The 19787-nt window shown below is 71.4% G+C and carries 14 protein-coding genes; 8 read left to right on the top strand and 6 right to left on the bottom strand.

Features of this window, described 5'->3' with window-relative positions:
- Positions 1-64: 64 nt before the first annotated feature.
- A complete protein-coding gene (locus K3N28_RS21770) occupies positions 65-2191 on the bottom strand; it encodes an anthranilate synthase component I (protein WP_228094862.1) in 2127 nt (708 codons plus the stop codon).
- Positions 2192-2695: 504 nt separating this feature from the next.
- Here K3N28_RS21770 and ileS point away from each other — a divergent pair.
- The 3 genes from ileS (at position 2696) to K3N28_RS21755 (ending at position 6559) form a co-directional block, all read left to right on the top strand.
- Complete coding sequence (ileS, locus tag K3N28_RS21765) at positions 2696-5839, top strand: isoleucine--tRNA ligase (protein ID WP_228094861.1); 3144 nt, start codon at positions 2696-2698, stop codon at positions 5837-5839.
- Between the two features lie 133 nt (positions 5840-5972).
- Complete coding sequence (locus tag K3N28_RS21760) at positions 5973-6173, top strand: hypothetical protein (RefSeq protein ID WP_228094860.1); 201 nt, start codon at positions 5973-5975, stop codon at positions 6171-6173.
- On the top strand, positions 6173-6559 hold the full coding sequence (locus K3N28_RS21755; RefSeq protein WP_228094859.1) for a type II toxin-antitoxin system death-on-curing family toxin: 387 nt from the start codon (positions 6173-6175) through the stop codon (positions 6557-6559). Before K3N28_RS21760 ends, K3N28_RS21755 begins: the two co-directional genes overlap by 1 nt.
- An 85-nt stretch (positions 6560-6644) precedes the next feature.
- On the opposite strand, the gene K3N28_RS21750 is transcribed toward K3N28_RS21755, so the two are convergent.
- From K3N28_RS21750 to K3N28_RS21730, 5 genes are all read right to left on the bottom strand, one after another.
- Positions 6645-7115, bottom strand: a complete 471-nt coding sequence (locus tag K3N28_RS21750) for a DUF4878 domain-containing protein (RefSeq protein WP_228094858.1) — start codon at positions 7113-7115, stop codon at positions 6645-6647.
- 144 nt (positions 7116-7259) lie between these two features.
- On the bottom strand, positions 7260-10316 hold the full coding sequence (locus K3N28_RS21745; protein WP_228094857.1) for an ATP-dependent DNA helicase: 3057 nt from the start codon (positions 10314-10316) through the stop codon (positions 7260-7262).
- 39 nt (positions 10317-10355) lie between these two features.
- Positions 10356-13463, bottom strand: coding sequence for an ATP-dependent DNA helicase (locus K3N28_RS21740; protein WP_228094856.1), 3108 nt, complete (start codon positions 13461-13463; stop codon positions 10356-10358).
- Between the two features lie 170 nt (positions 13464-13633).
- Positions 13634-15271, bottom strand: coding sequence for an ABC transporter permease (locus K3N28_RS21735; RefSeq protein WP_228094855.1), 1638 nt, complete (start codon positions 15269-15271; stop codon positions 13634-13636).
- Positions 15268-16194, bottom strand: coding sequence for an ABC transporter ATP-binding protein (locus K3N28_RS21730; protein WP_228094854.1), 927 nt, complete (start codon positions 16192-16194; stop codon positions 15268-15270). Before K3N28_RS21730 ends, K3N28_RS21735 begins: the two co-directional genes overlap by 4 nt.
- 91 nt (positions 16195-16285) lie before the next feature.
- On the opposite strand from K3N28_RS21730, the gene K3N28_RS21725 reads away from it, so the two are divergent.
- From K3N28_RS21725 to rplA, 5 genes are all read left to right on the top strand, one after another.
- A complete protein-coding gene (locus K3N28_RS21725) occupies positions 16286-16804 on the top strand; it encodes a GbsR/MarR family transcriptional regulator (RefSeq protein WP_228094853.1) in 519 nt (172 codons plus the stop codon).
- A 72-nt stretch (positions 16805-16876) separates the two neighbouring features.
- A complete protein-coding gene (secE, locus tag K3N28_RS21720) occupies positions 16877-17158 on the top strand; it encodes a preprotein translocase subunit SecE (protein WP_228094852.1) in 282 nt (93 codons plus the stop codon).
- A gap of 263 nt (positions 17159-17421) precedes the next feature.
- The gene (gene nusG, locus K3N28_RS21715; protein WP_228094851.1) at positions 17422-18156 is read left to right on the top strand and encodes a transcription termination/antitermination protein NusG; all 735 of its coding nucleotides are present in this window, start codon (positions 17422-17424) and stop codon (positions 18154-18156) included.
- 234 nt (positions 18157-18390) lie between these two features.
- Entirely contained in the window at positions 18391-18822 is a 432-nt protein-coding gene (gene rplK, locus K3N28_RS21710; protein WP_228094850.1) for a 50S ribosomal protein L11, read from the top strand.
- Positions 18823-18919: 97 nt separating this feature from the next.
- Positions 18920-19615 carry a 50S ribosomal protein L1 gene (gene rplA / locus K3N28_RS21705; RefSeq protein WP_228094849.1) on the top strand — a complete coding sequence of 232 codons (696 nt, stop codon included), beginning with the start codon at positions 18920-18922 and terminating at the stop codon, positions 19613-19615.
- Positions 19616-19787 lie beyond the last annotated feature (172 nt).

Raw genomic sequence — 19787 nt, 5'->3', positions numbered from 1 at the left:
AAGCGCCGCAGCGCCTCCCGGCCCGCTCACGTCCGCAACGGAGCCCGCTCCGGGACCGACTCGCTCAAGCGGTCAGCCGCAGCACGTTCCCGATGATCCGGTGCCCGTGCGCGCCCGCCGCGGTCAGGATCGACTCGGGGTGGAACTGCACCGCGAACCAGCGCTTCGCGGGCGCCTCGATCGCCATGACCACCTCGTCGATCGCGGCCGTCGGCGCGAAATCGCCCCGCACCTGGTCCGCCGTGGCGTACAGCGAGTGGTAGCGCGCCGCGGTCACCTCGTCGGGCAGCCCCTCGAACAGGCCCCCGCCGGTCACCTTCACGTTCCCGGGCTTGCCGTGGCTCGGCTCGTCCAGCAGCGACAGCGAACCGCCCGCGTGCTCGACCATCGCCTGCAGGCCCAGGCACACCCCGAACGCCGGGAGGCCCTGCCGCTCGATCTCGTCGAGCAGGCCCGCGGTGTCGAAGTCCTCCGGCCGCCCCGGCCCGGGGGAGAGCACCACCAGGTCGGGGGCCGCCTCGGCGAGGACCGTCGCGGGCTCGAACCCGAACCGCAGCGTCGTCACCTCGCAGCCGTGCTGGCGGAAGTAGTCGCCGAGGGTGTTCACGAACGAATCCTCGTGGTCCACCAGGAGCACCTTCCGGCCCACGCCCGCCGGACCGCCCGCGACCTCGATCGGCTCGGGCACGCGCGCGGCCGCCCCGACCCCGCCGGAGGCGGTCTCCAGGAGCGCCCGGGCCTTCAAGTGGGTCTCGGCCTCTTCGGCGTCCGGGTCGGAGTCGTACAGGAGCGTCGCGCCCGCGCGCACGCACGCGACGCCGTCGCGGATCTGCGCCGTGCGCAGCGTCAGCCCGGTGTTCATCGACCCGTCGAAGCCGACGAAGCCGACCGCGCCGCCGTACCAGCGCCGCGGCGTCGTCTCCTGCTCCTCGATGAACCGCATCGCCCACGTCTTCGGCGCGCCGGTCACCGTCACCGCCCACATGTGCGTGAGGAACGCGTCCAGCGCGTCCATGTCCTCGCGCAGCCGCCCCTCGATGTGGTCGACGGTGTGGATCAGCCGCGAGTACATCTCGATCTGCCGGCGCCCCAGCACCTTCACCGAACCGGGCACGCACACGCGGGCCTTGTCGTTGCGGTCCACGTCGGTGCACATCGTCAGCTCCGACTCCTCCTTCGGGGAGCCGATGAGCTCGGCGATCTGGGAGGCGTCGTGCATCGGGTCGTCGCCGCGGGCGATCGTCCCCGAGATCGGGCAGGTCTCCACCCGGTCGCCGGTGACCCGCACGAACATCTCCGGGCTCGCGCCCACCAGGTACTCGCGCTCCCCGAGGTTGAAGATGAACTCGTACGGCGCCGGGTTCGCCGTCCGCAGCCGCTCGTAGAACAGCGTCGGCGAGTCGCACGCCGCGTACATCTCGTGCCCGGGCACCACCTCGAACAGGTTGCCCGCCTTGAACTCCGACTTCGCCCGCCGCACGGTGTCCGCGTACACGCCCGGCACCGGGCCCTCCGGCACCGACGAGGCGGTCACGTAGTCGAGCGACTCGGTCTCCCGGGACAGCCCCTTCGTGCTGCGCCCCCCGAGACTGAACTCGTAACGCCGCACCTGCGCGGTCTCCCGCTTGCGGTCGACCACGTATATCTCGTCCGCCAGATGCAGCACCAGGTCGCGCGCGTCCTCGCCGCGGTCCTTCGCGAACGGGATCGGCTCGAACTGGTACGCCAAGTCGTACCCGAACGCCCCCCACAGGCCCAGGTACGGGTCGTCGCACGCCAGCGCGTGGAGGATCACCCGCAGCGCCGAGAACGCCGTGGGCTGCTTGGAACGCAGCTCCTCCGGCACCCGCTCGGTCGGCGCCGGCACCTCCACGCGCACCTCGCCGTCGTCGCGGGCGACCGCCCCGACCCCGGCCTCGGCGAGCGCGTCCGCCAGCACGTCCACGAGCAGGAACCCGCGCGCGTTCAACTGCCGCACCGTCACCGAACGGCCCCGCGCCACGACCTCCAGCGACGGGTCGACATACGCGAGGTGATAGCGCGAATAGCGCCCCGGATACTCCATGCCGCTCGACAGGACCCCGCCGCGGCGGGACTCCACCTGCGCGACGATCGACGTCAGGTCGTAGTCGTCCAGATCGGCGACGGTGCGCTCGACCGTCACCCCCGCGGGTGTCAAGAACTCGGTCATCGGCCCTCTCAATGGGTCTCAGGCCCGTCGCGAGGCGGCCGTCCCCGGAAACGACGAAGCGACCGCCCTCGAGACGGTCGCTTGCTCAGCTTGCACGCAGAAGCAGGGACGCCGCCTCAGCGACGCCACCACCAGTTGCGTGCGTGGATTCTCACAGACCAGATATTACATGCCCGGCCAGCGAGACGATCGACGGTGCTCACAGGGTGGACACCCTCGCCGCGCCCCCGGTAATCGATGGCGGCCTCCCCGGCGACCGGCGCTACAATGGCGGACAACAGCGTCGACCCGGCCATCACCGGCGAGCTTCCGGAAGAACCGGCCAACGTCTCCCGAGACCGCGGCCCCAGTAGAACCGGACGGACGCGGCCCGTCACCGCCGCCGAATCGAGCGGGCGCACCCAGTGCGCCAAGCGAGGTGGTACCGCGGGCCGGGCTCCCAGAGCCACGACTCGTCCTCGCACCCTGAAGTCCGACAGGCGTGTGTGAGGAGACCCGGGTCCCATGGCCTATCCACTCGACGACCCCCAGCGGGGCGTACCCGCGAGCCCGAACCTCCCGGAGGTCGAGCGACGCGTACTCGACTTCTGGACCAAGGACGACACCTTCAAGGCCTCCATCGAGGCCCGGCCCGCCGGCGAGAACGGCGCCAACGAGTTCGTCTTCTACGACGGCCCGCCCTTCGCCAACGGCCTGCCCCACTACGGGCACCTCCTCACCGGGTACGTCAAGGACATCGTCCCCCGCTACCAGACCATGCGCGGCAAGCGCGTCGAACGCCGCTTCGGCTGGGACACCCACGGCATGCCCGCCGAGGTCACCACCGAACGCGAACTCGGCCTCAAGTCCAAGGCCGACATCGAGGCCTACGGCGTCGACCGCTTCAACGCCGCCGCGAAGGCCTCCGTCCTCCAGTTCACCGGCGACTGGGTCGACTACGTCACCCGCCAGGCCCGCTGGGTCGACTTCGAGAACGACTACAAGACCCTCGACCTGACCTACATGGAAAGCGTCATGTGGGCCTTCAAGACCCTCTACGACAAGGGCCTCATCTACGAGGGCTACCGCGTGCTCTGGTACTGCTGGCGCTGCGAGACCCCGCTGGCCGCCACCGAGACCAAGATGGACGACACCTACCGGAACCGGCAGGACCCCGCCGTCACGGTCGGCCTCGACATCACCGACGAGGGCCCCCTCTCCGGCGTCAAGCTCCTGGTCTGGACCACCACGCCCTGGACGCTCCCGTCCAACCTCGCCGCCGCCGTCCACCCCGACGTCGACTACGTCGTCGTCGAGACCGAAGGCAGCCGCTACCTCCTCGCCGAGGCCCGCCTCGCCGCGTACGCCCACGAACTCGGCGACGAAGCCGACGTCGTCGGCCGCTACCGCGGCGCCGAGCTCGTCGGCCTCCGCTACAACCCGCCGTTCGACTTCTTCGCCGGCCGCGAGAACGCCCACCAGGTCCTCGCCGCCGACTACGTCACCACCGAGGACGGCACCGGCGTCGTCCACATCGCCCCCGCCTTCGGTGAAGAGGACAAGCTCGTCACCGACGCCGCCGGGATCGAACCGGTCGTCCCCGTCGACAGCGCCGGCAAGTTCACCGGCGAGGTCCCCCCGTACGAGGGGGTCCACGTCTTCGAGGCCAACAAGCTCATCATCAAGGACCTCAAGGACACCCAGCGGGTGCTGCGGCACGACACCTACAACCACAACTACCCGCACTGCTGGCGCTGCGGCTCCCCGCTGATCCAGCGGGCCCTCTCGGCGTGGTTCGTCGCCGTCACCAAGTTCCGCGACCGCATGGTCGAGCTCAACCGGCAGATCGACTGGACCCCCGGCCACATCCGGGACGGCCAGTTCGGCAAATGGCTCGCAGGCGCCCGCGACTGGAACATCAGCCGCAACCGCTACTGGGGCGCGCCCATCCCCGTGTGGGTCTCCGACGACCCCGAACACCCGCGCATCGACGTCTACGGCTCCCTCGCCGACCTCGAACGCGACTTCGGCGTGCCCGTCACCGACCTGCACCGGCCCGGCATCGACGACCTCGTGCGGCCCAACCCGGACGACCCCACCGGCAAGTCCGTCATGCGCCGCGTCCCCGAAGTCCTCGACTGCTGGTTCGAATCGGGCTCCATGCCGTTCGCGCAGGTCCACTACCCGTTCGAGAACGCCGACTGGTTCGAGCACCACTACCCGGGCGACTTCATCGTCGAGTACACCGCGCAGACCCGCGGCTGGTTCTACACGCTGCACGTCCTCGCGACCGCCCTGTTCGACCGGCCCGCGTTCCGCACCGCGCTCGTCCACGGCACCCTCCTCGGCGCCGACGGGCAGAAGATGTCGAAGTCGCTCCAGAACTACCCGGACGTCCGGGAGTCGTACGAGCAGTTCGGCTCCGACGCCATGCGCTGGTTCCTCGTGTCGTCCTCGGTCCTGCGCGGCGGCGACATGCCCGTCACCGAGACCGGCTTCCGCGACGCCGTCCGCCAGATCGTCCTGCCGCTGTGGAACGTGTGGTACTTCTACACGCTCTACGCCGGCGCCGCCGGGTACGAGGCGACGCCCGAACAGGCCCGCACCGCCGCGCTGGCGAGCGAGCACCGGCTCGACCGGTACCTGCTCGCGAAGACCCGCGAACTGGTCGAGTCGATGACCGCGTCGATGGACGCCTACGACCTCGCGGGCGCGGCCGCGGTGTTCCGCTCGTACCTGGAGAGCCTCACGAACTGGTACGTGCGCCGCTCGCGCGACCGGTTCTGGGAGGGCGACGAGGCCGGGTTCGCCACGCTCGCGACGGCCCTGCAGACCGCCTGCGAGGTGGCCGCGCCGCTGCTGCCGATGATCACCGAGGACATCTGGCGGGGCCTCACGGGCGGCCGCTCGGTGCACCTGGCCGACTGGCCCGACGCCGCGGACCTGCCCGCCGACCACGCCCTGGTCGAGGCGATGGACGCCGTGCGCGAGATCGCCTCGGTCGGCCTGTCCATGCGCAAGGCCCGCAAGCTCCGGGTGCGCCTGCCGCTGGCGAAGGCCACGGTGGCGACCGGCCACGCCGAGCGCCTCGCGCCGTTCGCGGACCTGCTCAGGGACGAGCTGAACGTCAAGGCCGTCGAGTTCGACTCCGACGTGAGCGCCTACAGCAAGTCCGACCTGAAGCTGGTCCCGCGCGTGCTCGGGCCCCGGCTCGGCAAGGACGTGCAGCGGGTCATCAAGGCCGTCAAGGCCGGCGACTGGTCCGTCGAGGACGGCACGGTCACCGCCGGGGGCGTCGCCCTGGAGGACGGCGAGTACGAGCTGACGATGGTCGCGGTCGACGCCGAGCACACCGAGTCCCTGCCGAACGGCGCCGGGGTCATCGTCCTCGACACCGATGTCACCCCCGAGCTCGCCGCCGAGGGCGTGGCCCGCGACGTGGTCCGGGTGATCCAGCAGGCCCGCAAGGACGCCGGCCTCGACGTGAGCGACCGCGTCGAGGTCGTCGTGGACGCCGACGACGAGGTGCGGGCGGCGATCGAGACCCACCGCGAGTTCGTGCAGGCCGAGACGCTGGCGCTGGATCTGTCGTTCGGCGGGCTGCCCGACACCGCCACGACCGGGGAAGCCGGAGGAGGCACCGTCAAAGCGACCGCCGGCAGGCGCTGAGCAGAGCGAGACGAGCGGGGCCCGGCGAGCTGCGCTCGCCGGGCCCCGCTCGTTCGCGAGTGTCGCCGATCGGCGACTGGTCCCATGGTGGCAGAAGTGGTATCATTCATGCTACCAAGATGGAGGTGGACCTATGGCGATGACGCTCAGACTCCCCGACGAGGTCGAAGGAAAGTTCCGTGACGCTGCTGCCGAAGCAGGGCTGTCGATGAACAGCGCGGCTGAGGCCGCCATCGCGGAGTGGATCGAGCGACAGTCCCGCGATCACGTGCGCTCGGTTGCCGAGGATATCGCCAAGCGCCACGCCCGGCTGCTGACGAGGCTCGGCGAGTAGTGCCACGGTACCTGTCGACCGCAGAACTGGCCGACCTCACGTCGATCGCGGCGGGCCCATCGGTCGTCATTCGCGATATCGGACTGTTGGAGTCCGCCGCAGCCCGCCCGCAGACGAATGTGTTCGGAGCCGAGGCGTACGAGACGCCGTTTGAAAAGGCCGCGGCGCTCCTGCATTCGCTCGTCTCGAACCATCCGTTGTTCGACGGGAACAAGCGGCTGGGGTTCTTGGCCGCCGCGACCTTTCTCGAGCTCAACGGGTTTCGCCTGAAGGATCCAGAGGAGATCGAGGACCAGGCCTATGACCTGGTGATCGCAGCCGCCTCGGGAACCCTGGTTGAAGTCGGCGACATCGCTGACCGGCTACTCGCGCTTCTGGTCAAGTAGTCGGCCCGGGATGCGTTGCGTCCATGCATGAGCAAGGACCCGACGAACGACGCTCGTCGGGCCCTTTACCTTGGTGCGGTGTCGCTTAAGCGAACTCGCCGCAGATCTTCCAGACGTCGTCTTCCTTGACCATCTCGAAGGTCTCGTCGGTGGTCTCGCCGTTCTCGGTCATCTCGACCTCGACGGTGGCGGTGTCGCCTTCCTCGGTGACCTCGCCGACCTCGTAGGACCAGTCCTCGGGCATCGCGAAGTCATCGCCCATGTGCTCGGCGATCTCCTCCTCGGACATGCCCTCGAGCATGCCGGTCATCTCTTTGACGCCCTCGACGTCCTCGGCGCAGAAGTACTCCTCGGCGGTCGCCACCGCGGCGTCGGAGTCGCCTTCCTTGATGGCGTTGAAGAGGTCCTCGACACCGTCGCCCAGGAAGCCCTCCACGGCCCCGGCGGGGGTGTCGCCGTCGCTGCCGCACGCGGCGAGGGCGAACGTGAGGGCGAGGGCGCCGCCGGCGAGGGCGGAGGCGCGGCGGGTGGCACGGGACTTGTTGCGGTTGCGCATGGGTTCCAATCACATGGGGATACTCTGCGGCCCCGTGGGTGGCGGGGCCGACGGCCGGATCGGATCCGGCCATTGCGGTGATCACGGTAGCGCCCGCGCGCAAACCGGCGGAGAAACCGGGGCGAACACCGCAGGACGGCGGCGCTAATCCAGCTCGGGCCACCAAGTGTGGTCGGCGCCGACGTAGTGGAAGGCCGTTCGGATCGCCGTCTCGTCGATGTCCTTGAGCTTCGCCCAGGCCTTCCGGTAGACCTTCAACTGGAGTGCGGCGTGCTCGGCCGCCTCGCCCTCCGGCGGGCGGCCGGTCTTCCAGTCGACGATGTCGTAGCCGCCGCCCTCCCTGTGGAAAACCGCGTCGATGCGCCCCCGCACGATCGTGCCCTCGTACTCGATCACGAACGGGACCTCTTGCGCCGCGATCCGGCGCCGCGACCATTCGGAGTTCCGGAACGCCGCCTTCAGGCGGTCCAGGTCCGTGTCCGGCGCCGCCTCGTCGGCCGCTCCCGGCAGGTCCGCCGGGTCGAAGAGCGTGCTCCCGCCGAAGAACTCCTCCACCCAGGAGTGGAACTCGGTGCCGCGCTGCGTCGCCTCCCGCGGCGGCTGCGGCATCGGGCGGCGCCGCTGCGCCGCGAACGCCTCCTCGTCGGCCCGCATCGCCATCAGCTGCGACGTGGAGAGCCGCGTCGGGCGGGGGAGCCGGACCACGCCCGACTCCCGTTCGTCGCGTTCGGCCAGCAGCAGCTCGGCCTCTTCCCTCCACTGCCGCGCCAACGGGCCCTCGGCGACCGCATCGCCGACCGCCAGCACCAGGTCCGCCGCCTCGGCGAACGCCGCCTGCCGCGAACCCAACGGGGCCTTGCTCGGCCACTCCGCCGTCCGGGCCTGGTCCTCAAGCGGGTTCGACCGCCCCGGCTCCGCCCACACCGGGACCCGCGCCCCCGCGTTCCGGGCCTCCTCCAGGTACGGCGCGGGCTTGCGCGAGGACCGCGCCTCGGCGTCCCACCAGTAGCCGCTCGCGAGCAGCGCCCGCCGAGCCCGCGTCAGCGCCACGTACGCCAGCCGGCGCTCCTCGTCGAGCTTCGCCTCCCGGTCGTCCGCCTTGAACGCCGCGACCGCCTTCTTGACCTCCGCCGGGGTGTACGCCTCGTCCAGGTACAGCACCGGGAGGTTCTCGGCGTCGCCCCGCAGTCCGTACGGCAGCCTCGCCGCGTCGCTCACCCACGTCGAGTCGCGCTTCACCGACGTCGGCAGGATCCCCTCGCACAGCCCCGGCACCGAGACCACGTCCCACTCCAGGCCCTTCGCCGCGTGCACCGTCATCAGCTGCACGACGCCGCCCGCCGGGTTCGCGCCCTCCACGACCAGGCCCCGCTCGCGCTTCGCCGCCGACTCCAGGTATGAGAGGAACCCCGGAACGCTCGCCCCGCTCGTGTCGTTCTCGTACGCCGCGGCGATGTCGGTGAACTCGTCCAGATTGGACAGATCGCCGTGGTGCAGCATCACCTCCACGTCCAGGCCGCTGTGCGCGATCACGTCGCCCACGACGTCGGGAAGGCTCTGCCCCAGGCGGCTCCGAATCCAGCTCAGCTCCTCGTGGAGCTGCGCGAAGCGCAGATACCCCAGGGTCGAGTAGTGCTCGGCCGCACCCGGATCGGCCAGTGCATCCGCGAGGGACGCCTCCGCCTCCACGCCCGCGTCCGGTTCGAAGCCCCGCGAGTCGGGGGCGAGCTCGCGGGCGCGCGCCCACAGGGCGGCGATGTCCCGCGGCCCGATGCGCCACCGGTTCCCCGCCAGCAGCCGCATGAGCGCGGGCCCGTTCGTCGGGTCGGCGGCGGCCCGCAGCATCGCGACGGTCTCGGCGACTTCGGGGTAGTACAGCAGCCCGAGCGAGCCGATGACCTGGACGGGGAGCTCCGCGGCGGTCAGCGCCCGGTGCAGGGCCGGGATCTGTCGGCGCTTGCGGATGAGGACCGCGGCGGTCTCCTCCCGCTCGGGGTCCCAGACCGCTTTCAGGCGCGCGGCGATCCACTCGGCCTCGTCGGCGGCGGTGAGGTGCATCGTGGCCTCGACCAGGCCTTCGCCGTGCTCGTCGTCGAACTTCGCGCCGACGGTGAGGGGCGGGACGGTCCCGGCGCGCAGCGGCTCGGAGACCGCGTTCGCCACGTCGAGCACGGCTTCGCGGTTCCGCCAGGACCGGGTCAGATAGGCGACGTGGGCCGGTCCGCCCGCCCCGGTGGGGAAGTCGCTCGGGAAGCGCTGCAGCGTGCCCGCCGAGGCCCCGCGCCAGGAGTAGATGGACTGGTTCGGGTCCCCCACGGCCGTGACCGGGTGGCCGCTGCCGAACAGGTCGCGCAGCAGCGCCACCTGGGAGAACGACGTGTCCTGGTACTCGTCGAGGAGGACGACCCGCCAACGGTCCCGCTCGGTCCGGACGATCTCGGGCGCCCCCGCGACGAGCTGCGCGGCCAGCGACAGCTGGTCGGCGAAGTCCATGACCCCCAGCTCGCGCTTGCGCCGGTCCCACGCCTCCACGAGCGGCAGCAGCTGGTCCCGCTTGCGCCGCAAGGACAGGAGGCTGCGGAACTCGTCGTTGAGCTTCGCCGACCGCCGTTCTTCGAGCATCTCGTGCAGGTCCCGGTCGAAGCGGCGCAGGTCCGCGCCGTCCCGCAGGTGCTCGGCGAGCTGCTCGGCCAGCTGGAGCACGAGCTCGGTGACGCGGTCGACGCTGACGTCGAACTCGCTCATCTCGCCGTCCCACGCGCACACCAGGTCCCGGGCGAGCTGCCAGCGGCCCGTGTCGGTGATGACCCGCGTGCTCGGCTCGACGCCGATGCGCAGGCCGTGCTCGCCGACGAGGCTCCCGGCGTACGCGTTGTAGGTCGAGACGGTGGGCTCGCCGTGCAGTTCGGACAGTTCGGGGATCGACTCGGTGAGCCGACGCAGCTTGTCGCGGACGCGCGCGGCGAGTTCCGCGGCGGCCTTGCGGGTGAAGGTGAGCCCGAGGATGTGCTCGGGCCTGGCGACGCGGTTGGCGATGAGCCACACCACGCGGTCGGCCATCGTCGTCGTCTTGCCCGAACCGGCGCCGGCGACGACGAGCATCGGATCGCGCCCGGCTTCGATCACCGCCTGCTGCTCGCCCGTGGGGGTGGGCTGGCCGAGCCGGTTGGCCAAGCCCACGGCGCTGAAGTGCTCGCTCACCGGTACCGCCTCTCCGTCCGCGCCTTCGGCGGCGCCGCTTCACTCATCGGTGACCTGCCGGCCCTCGTCGGCGATGGGGCAGCAGTGCTTGACCGAGCACGTGTCGCATCTGCTGGTGTTGCGGGCCTCGAAGACCGGTCCGGCCATGCGGTTCGCGGTGTCGGCGACGAGCGCCCGCGCCCAGTCGGGATTCTCGGCCTCGCTCAGCGGCCCCTGGGCGACCGAACGCGTGGACGTCTTGTTGTCCACGTTGGGGTAGACGAGCTCGGCCCCGCCGGGCCGGTCGCCCTCCTCGAACGCGCCCTCGGCGACCGCGAGCTGGTACGCCCCCAGCTGCGGATGCCGCTCCACTTCGCCCTTGGTGGGCGCGCTCTTGCCGGTCTTGAGGTCCACCACGTAGAGGCGGCCCTCGCCGTCGCGTTCGAGCCGGTCGACCTGCCCCGACATGACGACCTCGACACCGGGCGGCCCGAGTTCGAGCTTGACGCGGAAGGACCGCTCGGCCCCGATGAGCTCCCGCCGGTTGGCCGCGAGCCACCGCGCGAAGCGCTCGACCGCGCCGGAGACGCGGCGGCGCTGCTGCTCGGCGTGCCACGGCGCCTCGAACGGGAGCCGGTCGAAGTGCTCGCCCACGACCCGCTCCATCACCTGCGCCGGGTCCGCGGCCGGGTCGACCGTGACGGCCTCGGCCGCGGCGTGCAGGAGCGTGCCGAGGTGGCGGGGGAGCAGGTCGCCCGCGTCGGCGCCGTGCGATTCGAGCGCCCACCGCAGCCCGCACTGCTGCGTCAACTCCACTTGCGAGGGCGAGATCCTGATGGTCTCCCCGGCGAGCGCGAGCGCGCGCTCGTCGGAGATCTCGGCCAGGCCCCACCACCGGGCCGGGTCGGCGCCCGGGACGCCCTGCTCGGTGAGCTTCCGGAGCGCGGCCGCGGCGGCGTCGCGCTCCCGGTGGCCCGAGTCCACGACGACCTCCCGCAGGCGCGCGGTGAGCGACGCGAGGCTCAGCGGCCGCCCGCGCCGGGGCGCGGTGACCGGTTCGACGCCGAGTTCCCCGCAGAAGCGGCTCGGCTGCGCGTCGTCGGAGTCCACGGCGGTCACCAGGAGCCGCACCCGGGCCCGCGTGCAGGCGTTGTAGAACAGGCGGCGCTCCTCGTCGAGAAGCTGCGCCACCTGGTCGACGTCGGCCCGCCCGTCGAGGACGTCCACGAGCGCCTCGGCCCCGAGGAGGGAGCCGCGGGGGCGCAGGTTGGGCCACATGCCCTCCTGCGCGCCCGCGACGACCGCGAAGTCCCACTGCCGCCCGTGCGCGGCGTGCGCGGTCGTGAGCGTCACGGCGTCGCCGAGTTCCGCCCGCGCGGAGAGGAAGTCGCCGGGCAGCTGCTGCTGCAGCACGTGCTCGCAGAAGACCTCGGCGCCCGCGCCCGGCTGCTTCCGCTCATACGCGGCGGCGAGGTCGAACAGCGCGATCACCGCGTCGAGCTCGGCGTCGGCGCGCTGGGCGCGCCGGTCGGCGGACAGCGCGCGCCGCTTGAGCCGCTCGCCGAGCCCCGAAGCCTCCCACACCCTCCACAGTGTCGCGGTGATGCCGCCGCCTTCCCTGGCGGCGGCGAAGAGCGCGTCGAGTTTCCGGGCGGGCCCGGCCCAGTCCTCCTCCGGCAGCGCCGCGATCTTCTCCGGCGCGACGAGGGCCTCCACGAGGAGGTCCGATCCGGGCGAGAAGTCGTCGGCGGCGACGGCGAGCCGCCGCAGCTCCTGGCGCAGGCGGCGCTCGGCGAACGGGTCGGCCCCGCCGAACGGCGAGTGCAGGAGCCCGGCCGCGGTGGTCTCGTCGAGCCGCTCGGGATGGCGTCCGATGAGGACGACGCGCAGCAGGTCGCGCACGGTCGGGTGCGCCGGCAGCGGCACGTCGTCCGCGGCCTGCCGCGTGGGCACTCCCGCGTGCTGCATGGCCCGGCGCAACTGGGGGATCGCCGACGCCGACTTGACGATGACCGCCATGTCCCCGTAAGGGATCCCGTCGAGCAGGTGCGCCCGGCGGGCGATGTCGGCGATGTAGACCGCCTCCCGCGTCGGCGAGGGCAGGTACACGACCTCGGCCCGGCCCGGTTCCTCGGACGCCGTGCCGCGCGCCCGGTCCCGGTCCGAGCCGCGCAGCCGCCGCGACAGCGTCACCGTCGCCGCCAGCGGCGCGAGCGCCACCGTGTGCGTGTTCCGCAACTGCACCACCGCGGCCTCGCCGCCGTCGCGCGCGGGGAACCGGTACGGGAAGTCGCGCACCGACTCGGGGTCGCCGCCCTGATAGCCGAACACGGCCGCATCGGGCGTGCCGGCCGCGACCAGGTTGGCGCCGTCCCCGGCGAGCAGTTCCAACAGCTCCAGGTGCGCCGGGGTCGCGTCCTGGAGGTCGTCCACGAACACCCAAGCGGGCGTAGGGCACAGGTCCGGGCTGCCGCGCAGCGCCGCCGCGGCGGCGCGCACGATCTCGGCCGAGTCGTACAGCGCGCTCGACAGCGACTGGATCGCGAGGGTCGTCACATAGCGGTCGTAGAAGCGGGCCGCCGCGACCCATTCGGGCCGGTCGTGCCGGACGCCGAGGGACGCCAGGCCCGGTCCGTCGAGGCCGCGCTCGCCGCAGCGCAGCACCAGGTCCCGCAGCTGCTGCGCGAACGCGTACGTCCGCACCGCCTCGTCGAAGCCGTCGGGCCAGCCGAAGTCCTCGCCTTCCAGCATGGACCGGATGAGCGCGTCCGCCTCGGGGCCGGTGAGCAGGCGCGGCTCGTCGCGGCCCTCGGCGACCGCCGCCGAGCGCAGCAGCGCGAACGCGAACGCGGGGAAGGTGAACACGCCGACCTCGGCCGCCGACAGTGCGGCGGTGGCCGCATCCAGGCGCGACCGGAGCTTCGCGGTGTCCTGGCGGCGGAGTCCGAACAGGAGGATGGAGGCCGGGTCGACCCCGGCCTCCACTTTCGACGTGACGGCCCGCAGGAGCGACTCGGTCTTGCCGGTGCCGGGCCCGCCGCGCACCAGCAGCGGCCCGGAGGCGTGCTCGACCACCGCCCGCTGCGCCGGGTCGAGATCGAAGTCGGCCTCGTCGGCGGGCGGGTCGGTGAACTCGTACCTGAGTTCGGTTGCGCTTCCCGACGACATGGTGCCCATGGAACCACAGCGAACCACACGGGTGCGACATCGCCGTGGCGACACGGCCGCGAAGGCGGCCGCGCCACGGCGCGGAGCGGCGCCGCCGGCCCGGGGTGTCGGACCGGCGGCGCCCGGTTTCCTTGCGGTTCGGTTCGTGGTGCGCTCGGTTGCTCAGGCGCTCAACTGAAGTGCAGGTCCCTGCGCCTGGCGCCCGCGTAGCCCAGGGCGCTGATCGCGGCCGCCGCGATCACGAGCACGGCGATCGGGAGCCATTCGACGTCCGCGGCCGGGTAGTCCGCGATGTGGTCGAACGGCGAGATCCCCTGCAGCCAGCCGGGCATCTCGAGGAGCTGCCCGTAGTAGGCGACCACGAACGCGTAGAGCCACACGAGCCAGCGCAGCCAGCCCGCGCGCGGCAGCCACGCGTAGGCCGCGAACGCGAACGCCGTGAGGACCCACACCGCCGGCAGCTGGAGCACCGAGGCGCCGAACAGCTTCCCGAAGGAGCCCCAGTCGTCCAGCGACGCGGCGCCTGCCAGTGCCAGGGACACGCCGCCGACGACGACGGCCGCGGTCGCGGTCGTCAGCGCGGCCGGCAGGTACGAACCGGGCCAGCGGCCGCGGGTGACCGGCGCGGCGGCGAGGAGCTCGCCGCGCCCGTCCGTCTCCTCCTTGCGGGCGCGGCCGACGACCAGGAGCCCGAAGATGGCGGCGAACAGGGCGTCGATCGTGGCGATGGTGGCGGCGAAGTTCTCCTCGATGCTGGAGCCGCCCCGGTTGAGCACCTGCCGCTGCTCCTCGGAGAGGTTGGCGAGCATCTCGTCGGCGCTGCCGAGGATCGACCCGTAGGCCGCGCCGAGCAGCAGCATGGTGATCACGGCGGCCCACATCAGGCCGCGGGTCAGCCGGAACGTCAGCGATCCGGCGCCGCGCAGGCTCGCGGGGGCCTCGGCGCGTCCGGCCCGGCCGGCCATCATGCCCTGCCCGAAGTCGCGGTGGGCGACCAGCGTGAACGCGAGCCACACGGCCAGGAGCCCGAGGGCGACGCCGAGCGCCAGGGGCCACCAGCGCTGCTCGGGGGTCATGACGTAGGTCAGCTGCGACCAGCCGATCGGCGAGAGCCAGGTGACCCAGTTGTCCTGGGCGTTGCCGACGGCCGCGAGCAGCACCGAGGCGCCCAGGGCGGCGAAGCCGAGCCCGTTCGCGCTGGAGCTGTAGGCGCCCAGCTGGGCCGCCACCGCGGTCAGGCCCGCGAAGACCAGCGCGATGGCGGTGTGCGCCGCGCCGTACAGGAACGCGCCCTCGGCGTCGGCGCCGTCCACTCCGAGCACGGTCAGCCCGATGAGCGCGCCGAGCACGAGGGCCGCGACGGCGGCGAGGAGGAGCGCGGCGGCCAGGTCGGCGCGGCGGCCGACCGGTTCGGAGCGGATGACCTCGAGCCGCGAGGTCTCCTCGTCGGCGCGGGTCAGCCGGGTGAGGAGCAGGATGAACATGACCGCGGTCAGCGCGCCGGTCCACAGCAGCATGTTGTGGGCGAACATGGCGCCGGTCGAGGAGGCGTAGGCGTCGATGTACGTCCCGGGCCCGGTCATCGAGCGCATCGCCGGCGTGTCGACGGTGAGCGCGTAGCCGGCGCGGTCCTCGGCGGTCGGGTACAGGTTCGGGAAGGCCGCCGCGATGAGCCAGGTGCCGCCGACGAGGCCGGCGAACCAGCCCAGCAGGTACAGGCGGGTGCGGCGGGCGTGGAAGCGCAGGAGCTTGCCGGTGCCGGCGAGCGTGCCCAGGTTGTCGCCCAATGCCGCGGTCGCGGTGGTCATGACCCGTTCTCCTCGCCGTTCGGGACGCCCGAGGCGGCGAGCTCGTCGCCGTAGAAGCGCAGGAAGATCTCCTCGAGCGACGGCGGCTCGCAGGTGAGGGCCGCGACGCCGGCGACGGCCAGCTGCGCGAGCACGTCGTCGAGTGCGGCGGTCTCGACGCTGCACTCGATGTCGAGGCCGTTCACGGTGAGGTCGTGGACGCCGTCGTGGTCCGCCAGGCCCCGCACGGGGTTCTTGAGGGTGGCGCGCACGCGGGAGCGCGAGAAGTGCCGCATCTCGGCGAGCGTGCCGGTCTCGACGATGACGCCCTTGCGGATGATGCTCACCCGCTCGCACAGGGCCTCGACCTCGCTCATGATGTGGCTCGAGAGCAGCACGGTGCGCCCGGCCTCGGCGGCCTCCTTGACGCACTCGTTGAAGACGGCGCCCATGAGCGGGTCGAGCCCGGAGGTCGGTTCGTCGAGCAGCAGCAGGTCGACGTCGGCGGCGAACGCGGCGACCAGCGCGACCTTCTGCCGGTTGCCCTTGGAGTAGGAGCGGCCCTTCTTGCGCGGGTCGAGGTCGAACCGCTCGAGCAGCGCGTCGCGTTTGCGCTTGTCGACGCCGCCGCGCAGGCGCCCGAGGAGGTCGATGGTCTCGCCGCCGGTGAGGCCGGGCCACAGGGCGACGTCGCCGGGGACGTAGGCGAGGCGCCGGTGCAGGTCGGCGGCGTCCTTCCAGGGGTCGCGGCCGAAGAGCTCGGCGCGGCCCTCGTCGGAGCGGAGCATGCCGAGGAGGACGCGGATGGCGGTGGACTTGCCGGCGCCGTTCGGGCCGAGGAAGCCGTGCGTCTCCCCTTGCGCCACTTCGAGGTTCAGATGGTCGAGCGCGGTCACGTGACCGAAGCGCTTGACCAGGTTCTCAGTGCGGATCACTGCGTTCATCCGCTCAAGCTAACACACTTTTCAAGGATTTGTAAAATCTATGTCAGCTTCGGCTATCATCTGTGGCACGTGGTGCCGAAGAGGGGGAGCGATGGATCACCGAAGCGACGAACGAAAGGCCTTGCTGGAGTACGTGGAGCAGTTCACCGAGGTCATGGTCACCAGCGGCATGCAGCGCATGTCCGCGCGCGTGTTCAGCTACGTCCTGGTCGACGACGCCGAGACCTACACCGCCGCCGAGATCGCCGAGGGCCTGGGCATCAGCCTCGCCGCCGTCTCCGGGGCCGTCCGCGAGCTCATCGCCGCCGGGCTCCTCATCAAGGGCCGCCGCCCTTCCACCCGCGCCGACATCTACAAGCTCAACGACGAGGACATCTGGGGCTCGATCATGCTCGACCGCACCGGGATCCTCAACCGCTACCAGGACACCGCCGTCACCGGCATCGAGACGCTGCCCGACGGCCCCGGCCGCGACCGGCTCATCCAGACCGCCGCGTTCATGGAGTTCATGAAGGCCGAGATGGGCGCGCTGCGCGTGAAATGGAACGAGCGCCGCAAGGAGCTGTGCACCGGCTTCGAGGAGCAGCGCCGAAGCGCCCCGCCGCGATAGTGACGCGTCCCGCTGGTCCGGTATGCTGCAATCCTGACCGCCCCGATCAGACGAACCCTGGAGGAAGCCGACGTGGCCGACGACACCAGCCGCTCCGATGCGACCGCCGACAAGGGTCGTCCCACGCCCAAGCGAGGCGAGAAGACCGCCGAGCGGAACCCCTTCAAGAAACTCGGCCGGTTCCTCCGCGAGGTCGTCGAGCAGCTGCGCAAGGTCGTCTACCCGACCCGCCGCCAGCTCATCACCTACTCCATCGTGGTCATGATCTTCGTCGGCATCGTGATGGCCTACATCGGCGGCCTCGACCTGCTCTTCGGCGACCTCGTCCGCCGGGCCTTCGGCACCGACTCCTGAGCCGCGCCCCCCGCCGCCCCGCCCGCTCCGCGGCCGGGCGGATCGCGTGACCTGCGCCGGTTCGACGGTGCCTGAGACGCGCCGCCGTCCTGAGCGGCTACCCTAGAGGTACAACGCGCGCCGGTCTCCCCGGCGCGCCGCTGTTAGAGGGCAGTGTTGGCGACGCTCGCGGCGCCAAGCGCCTGCCCGGATCACCGCATTTGAGAGACCAGAGTCGTGGGACCCCGCCGGTGCGCGGGGACGAGCCGGAATGAGAGTTGAGCGTGTCTGAGTTCGACGAGGCCCTGAAGAACGACGTCGAGGCGCAGGCCGCAGCGGCGCAGGCCGCGGACGTCGACGAGGAGCCGGAGATCGAGGAGGACGAGGTCGCCGAGTCCTCGGAACCCGAGGTCGACCCGGCCGAGGCGCTGCGCGCCAAGCTGCGCTTCGCCCCCGGCGAGTGGTACGTGCTGCACTCCTACGCCGGCTTCGAGAACCGCGTGCGCTCCAACCTGGAGAACCGGATCCAGTCCTTCGACATGGAGGACTACATCTACCAGATCGAGGTCCCCACCCACACCGAGGTGGAGATCAAGAACGGCAAGCGCTCCAAGGTGGAGGCCAAGGTCTTCCCCAGCTACGTGCTCGTCCGCATGGAGATGACCCCCGAGTCCTACTCGGTCGTGCGCAACACCCCCGGCGTCACCGGCTTCGTCGGCGTCGTCGACCGCACCGACCGGCCCAGCCCGCTCCCGCTCGACGAGGTCATCCAGTGGCTGCTCCCGCCGGAGCAGAAGCCCAAGGACGAGGCCGCGAGCGAGACCGCCGGCGGCGACTCCGACATCAAGGTCGACTTCGCCGAAGGCGAGTCGGTCACCGTCGTGGACGGCGCCTTCGCCTCCATGCCGGCCACGATCGCCGAGATCAACGCCGAGCAGCAGAAGCTCAAGGTGCTCGTCTCGATCTTCGGCCGCGAGACCCCGGTCGAGCTCAACTTCAACCAGGTCTCCAAGCTCTGAGGCGGCCGCCCGCCGACTCGGCGGGCTGCCGCACAGCTCACATACCTCGCTTCAGGCGCCCGCTCAGGCGGCGGGTACCCTGGAGAGGTTGCGTGCCTGCTCACGCAGGCGCGCGCACGTAAGGCGGGGCCTCCGGCCCCGCATAGCCAGTCACGGCGAAGCTTGCGAGCGGTAAGCCAGCCGGTCACGGTGAAGCTTGCGAGCCGTAAATCAGCCCAGGAAGAGAAGGACACGATGGCTCCCAACAAGAAGGCCGTTGTGACGTTCAAGCTGGAACTCGCGGGTGGCCAGGCCACCCCGGCTCCGCCGGTGGGTCCCGCCCTCGGCCAGCACGGCGTCAACATCATGGAGTTCTGCAAGGCCTACAACGCGGCCACCGAGTCGCAGCGCGGCGAGGTGCTCCCCGCTGAGATCACGGTGTACGAGGACCGCTCGTTCACGTTCATCCTCAAGACCCCGCCGGCCGCCAAGCTCCTGCTCAAGGCCGCCGGTGTCGCCAAGGGCTCGGGCGAGCCCCACCGCGTCAAGGTCGGCAAGGTGACCCAGGCCCAGGTGCGCGAGATCGCGGAGAAGAAGCTCCCCGACCTCAACGCCAACGACCTCGACGCCGCGGCGCAGATCGTCGCCGGCACCGCCCGCTCGATGGGCATCACGGTCGAGGCCTAGCAGGCCCCCAACGAGTCGGAGGCCGCACGTCGGCGCCGACGCCAACCCTGTGGCAGGGCGAGCGCTCGCCCTCACCACGACATCCGAAGGATGGAACATGAAGCGCAGCAAGAAGTACAACGACCTCGCCAATAAGGTCGACCGGTCGCAGCTCTACGCTCCCGCCGAGGCCGCCGGCCTCGCCAAGGAGACCTCGCCGACCAAGTTCGACGCGACCGTCGAAGTCGCCATGCGGCTCGGCGTCGACCCGCGTCAGGCCGACCAGCTCGTCCGCGGCACCGTCTCCCTGCCCCACGGCACGGGCAAGACCGTCCGCGTGATCGTCTTCGCCGAGGGCGACAAGGCCGAGGCCGCCGTCGCCGCCGGCGCCGACGAGGTCGGCTCCGACGAACTCGTCAAGCGGATCTCCGAAGGCTGGCTCGACTTCGACGCCGCCGTCGCCACGCCCGACCAGATGGCCAAGATCGGCCGGATCGCGCGGATCCTGGGCCCGCGCGGTCTCATGCCGAACCCGAAGACCGGCACCGTCACTCCCGACGTCGCCAAGGCCGTCTCGGAGATCAAGGCCGGCAAGATCGCCTTCCGCGTGGACAAGCACGCCAACCTGCACCTGCCGATCGGCAAGACCAGCTTCTCCGCGGAGCAGCTCGCCGAGAACTACAACGCCGCCCTCGAAGAGGTGCAGCGCCTGAAGCCCGCGAGCTCCAAGGGCGTGTACATCAAGAAGGTCACCGTCAGCACCACCATGGGCCCGGGCATCCCGGTCGACCCGCAGGCGGTCAAGCTCAAGTAGCACCTTCGGTGTGACGTGGCCCCGGCGCAGCTCCTGCGCCGGGGCCCTTCGCGTTCGGCCTGCTAGCATGGAGGCCACAACCCAAAGACCGTTCGGTCACCGCCTTGTGCGGTTGTAAACCACCCGGGACCGACGTAGGGCGACTACTCGAAGCGACCATGGTGTGGGCCAA

It is taken from the genome of Glycomyces sp. TRM65418 (assembly GCF_019710475.1).
Lineage (GTDB): Bacteria > Actinomycetota > Actinomycetes > Mycobacteriales > Micromonosporaceae > Glycomyces.
Note: the sequence above shows the minus strand (reverse complement) of the source record. Positions and strands in the feature narration are given on the sequence as shown.

Bases quoted from the DNA above. Each gene is read 5' to 3' on its own strand.
- rplA (WP_228094849.1), top strand. From the start codon at position 18,920: ATGAAGCGCAGCAAGAAGTACAACGACCTCGCCAATAAGGTCGACCGG.
- K3N28_RS21725 (WP_228094853.1), top strand. From the start codon at position 16,286: ATGGATCACCGAAGCGACGAACGAAAGGCCTTGCTGGAGTACGTGGAG.
- rplK (WP_228094850.1), top strand. From the start codon at position 18,391: ATGGCTCCCAACAAGAAGGCCGTTGTGACGTTCAAGCTGGAACTCGCG.
- K3N28_RS21750 (WP_228094858.1), bottom strand. From the start codon at position 7,115: ATGCGCAACCGCAACAAGTCCCGTGCCACCCGCCGCGCCTCCGCCCTC.
- K3N28_RS21760 (WP_228094860.1), top strand. From the start codon at position 5,973: ATGGCGATGACGCTCAGACTCCCCGACGAGGTCGAAGGAAAGTTCCGT.
- K3N28_RS21735 (WP_228094855.1), bottom strand. From the start codon at position 15,271: ATGACCACCGCGACCGCGGCATTGGGCGACAACCTGGGCACGCTCGCC.
- K3N28_RS21730 (WP_228094854.1), bottom strand. From the start codon at position 16,194: ATGAACGCAGTGATCCGCACTGAGAACCTGGTCAAGCGCTTCGGTCAC.
- K3N28_RS21740 (WP_228094856.1), bottom strand. From the start codon at position 13,463: ATGTCGTCGGGAAGCGCAACCGAACTCAGGTACGAGTTCACCGACCCG.
- ileS (WP_228094861.1), top strand. From the start codon at position 2,696: ATGGCCTATCCACTCGACGACCCCCAGCGGGGCGTACCCGCGAGCCCG.
- K3N28_RS21770 (WP_228094862.1), bottom strand. From the start codon at position 2,191: ATGACCGAGTTCTTGACACCCGCGGGGGTGACGGTCGAGCGCACCGTC.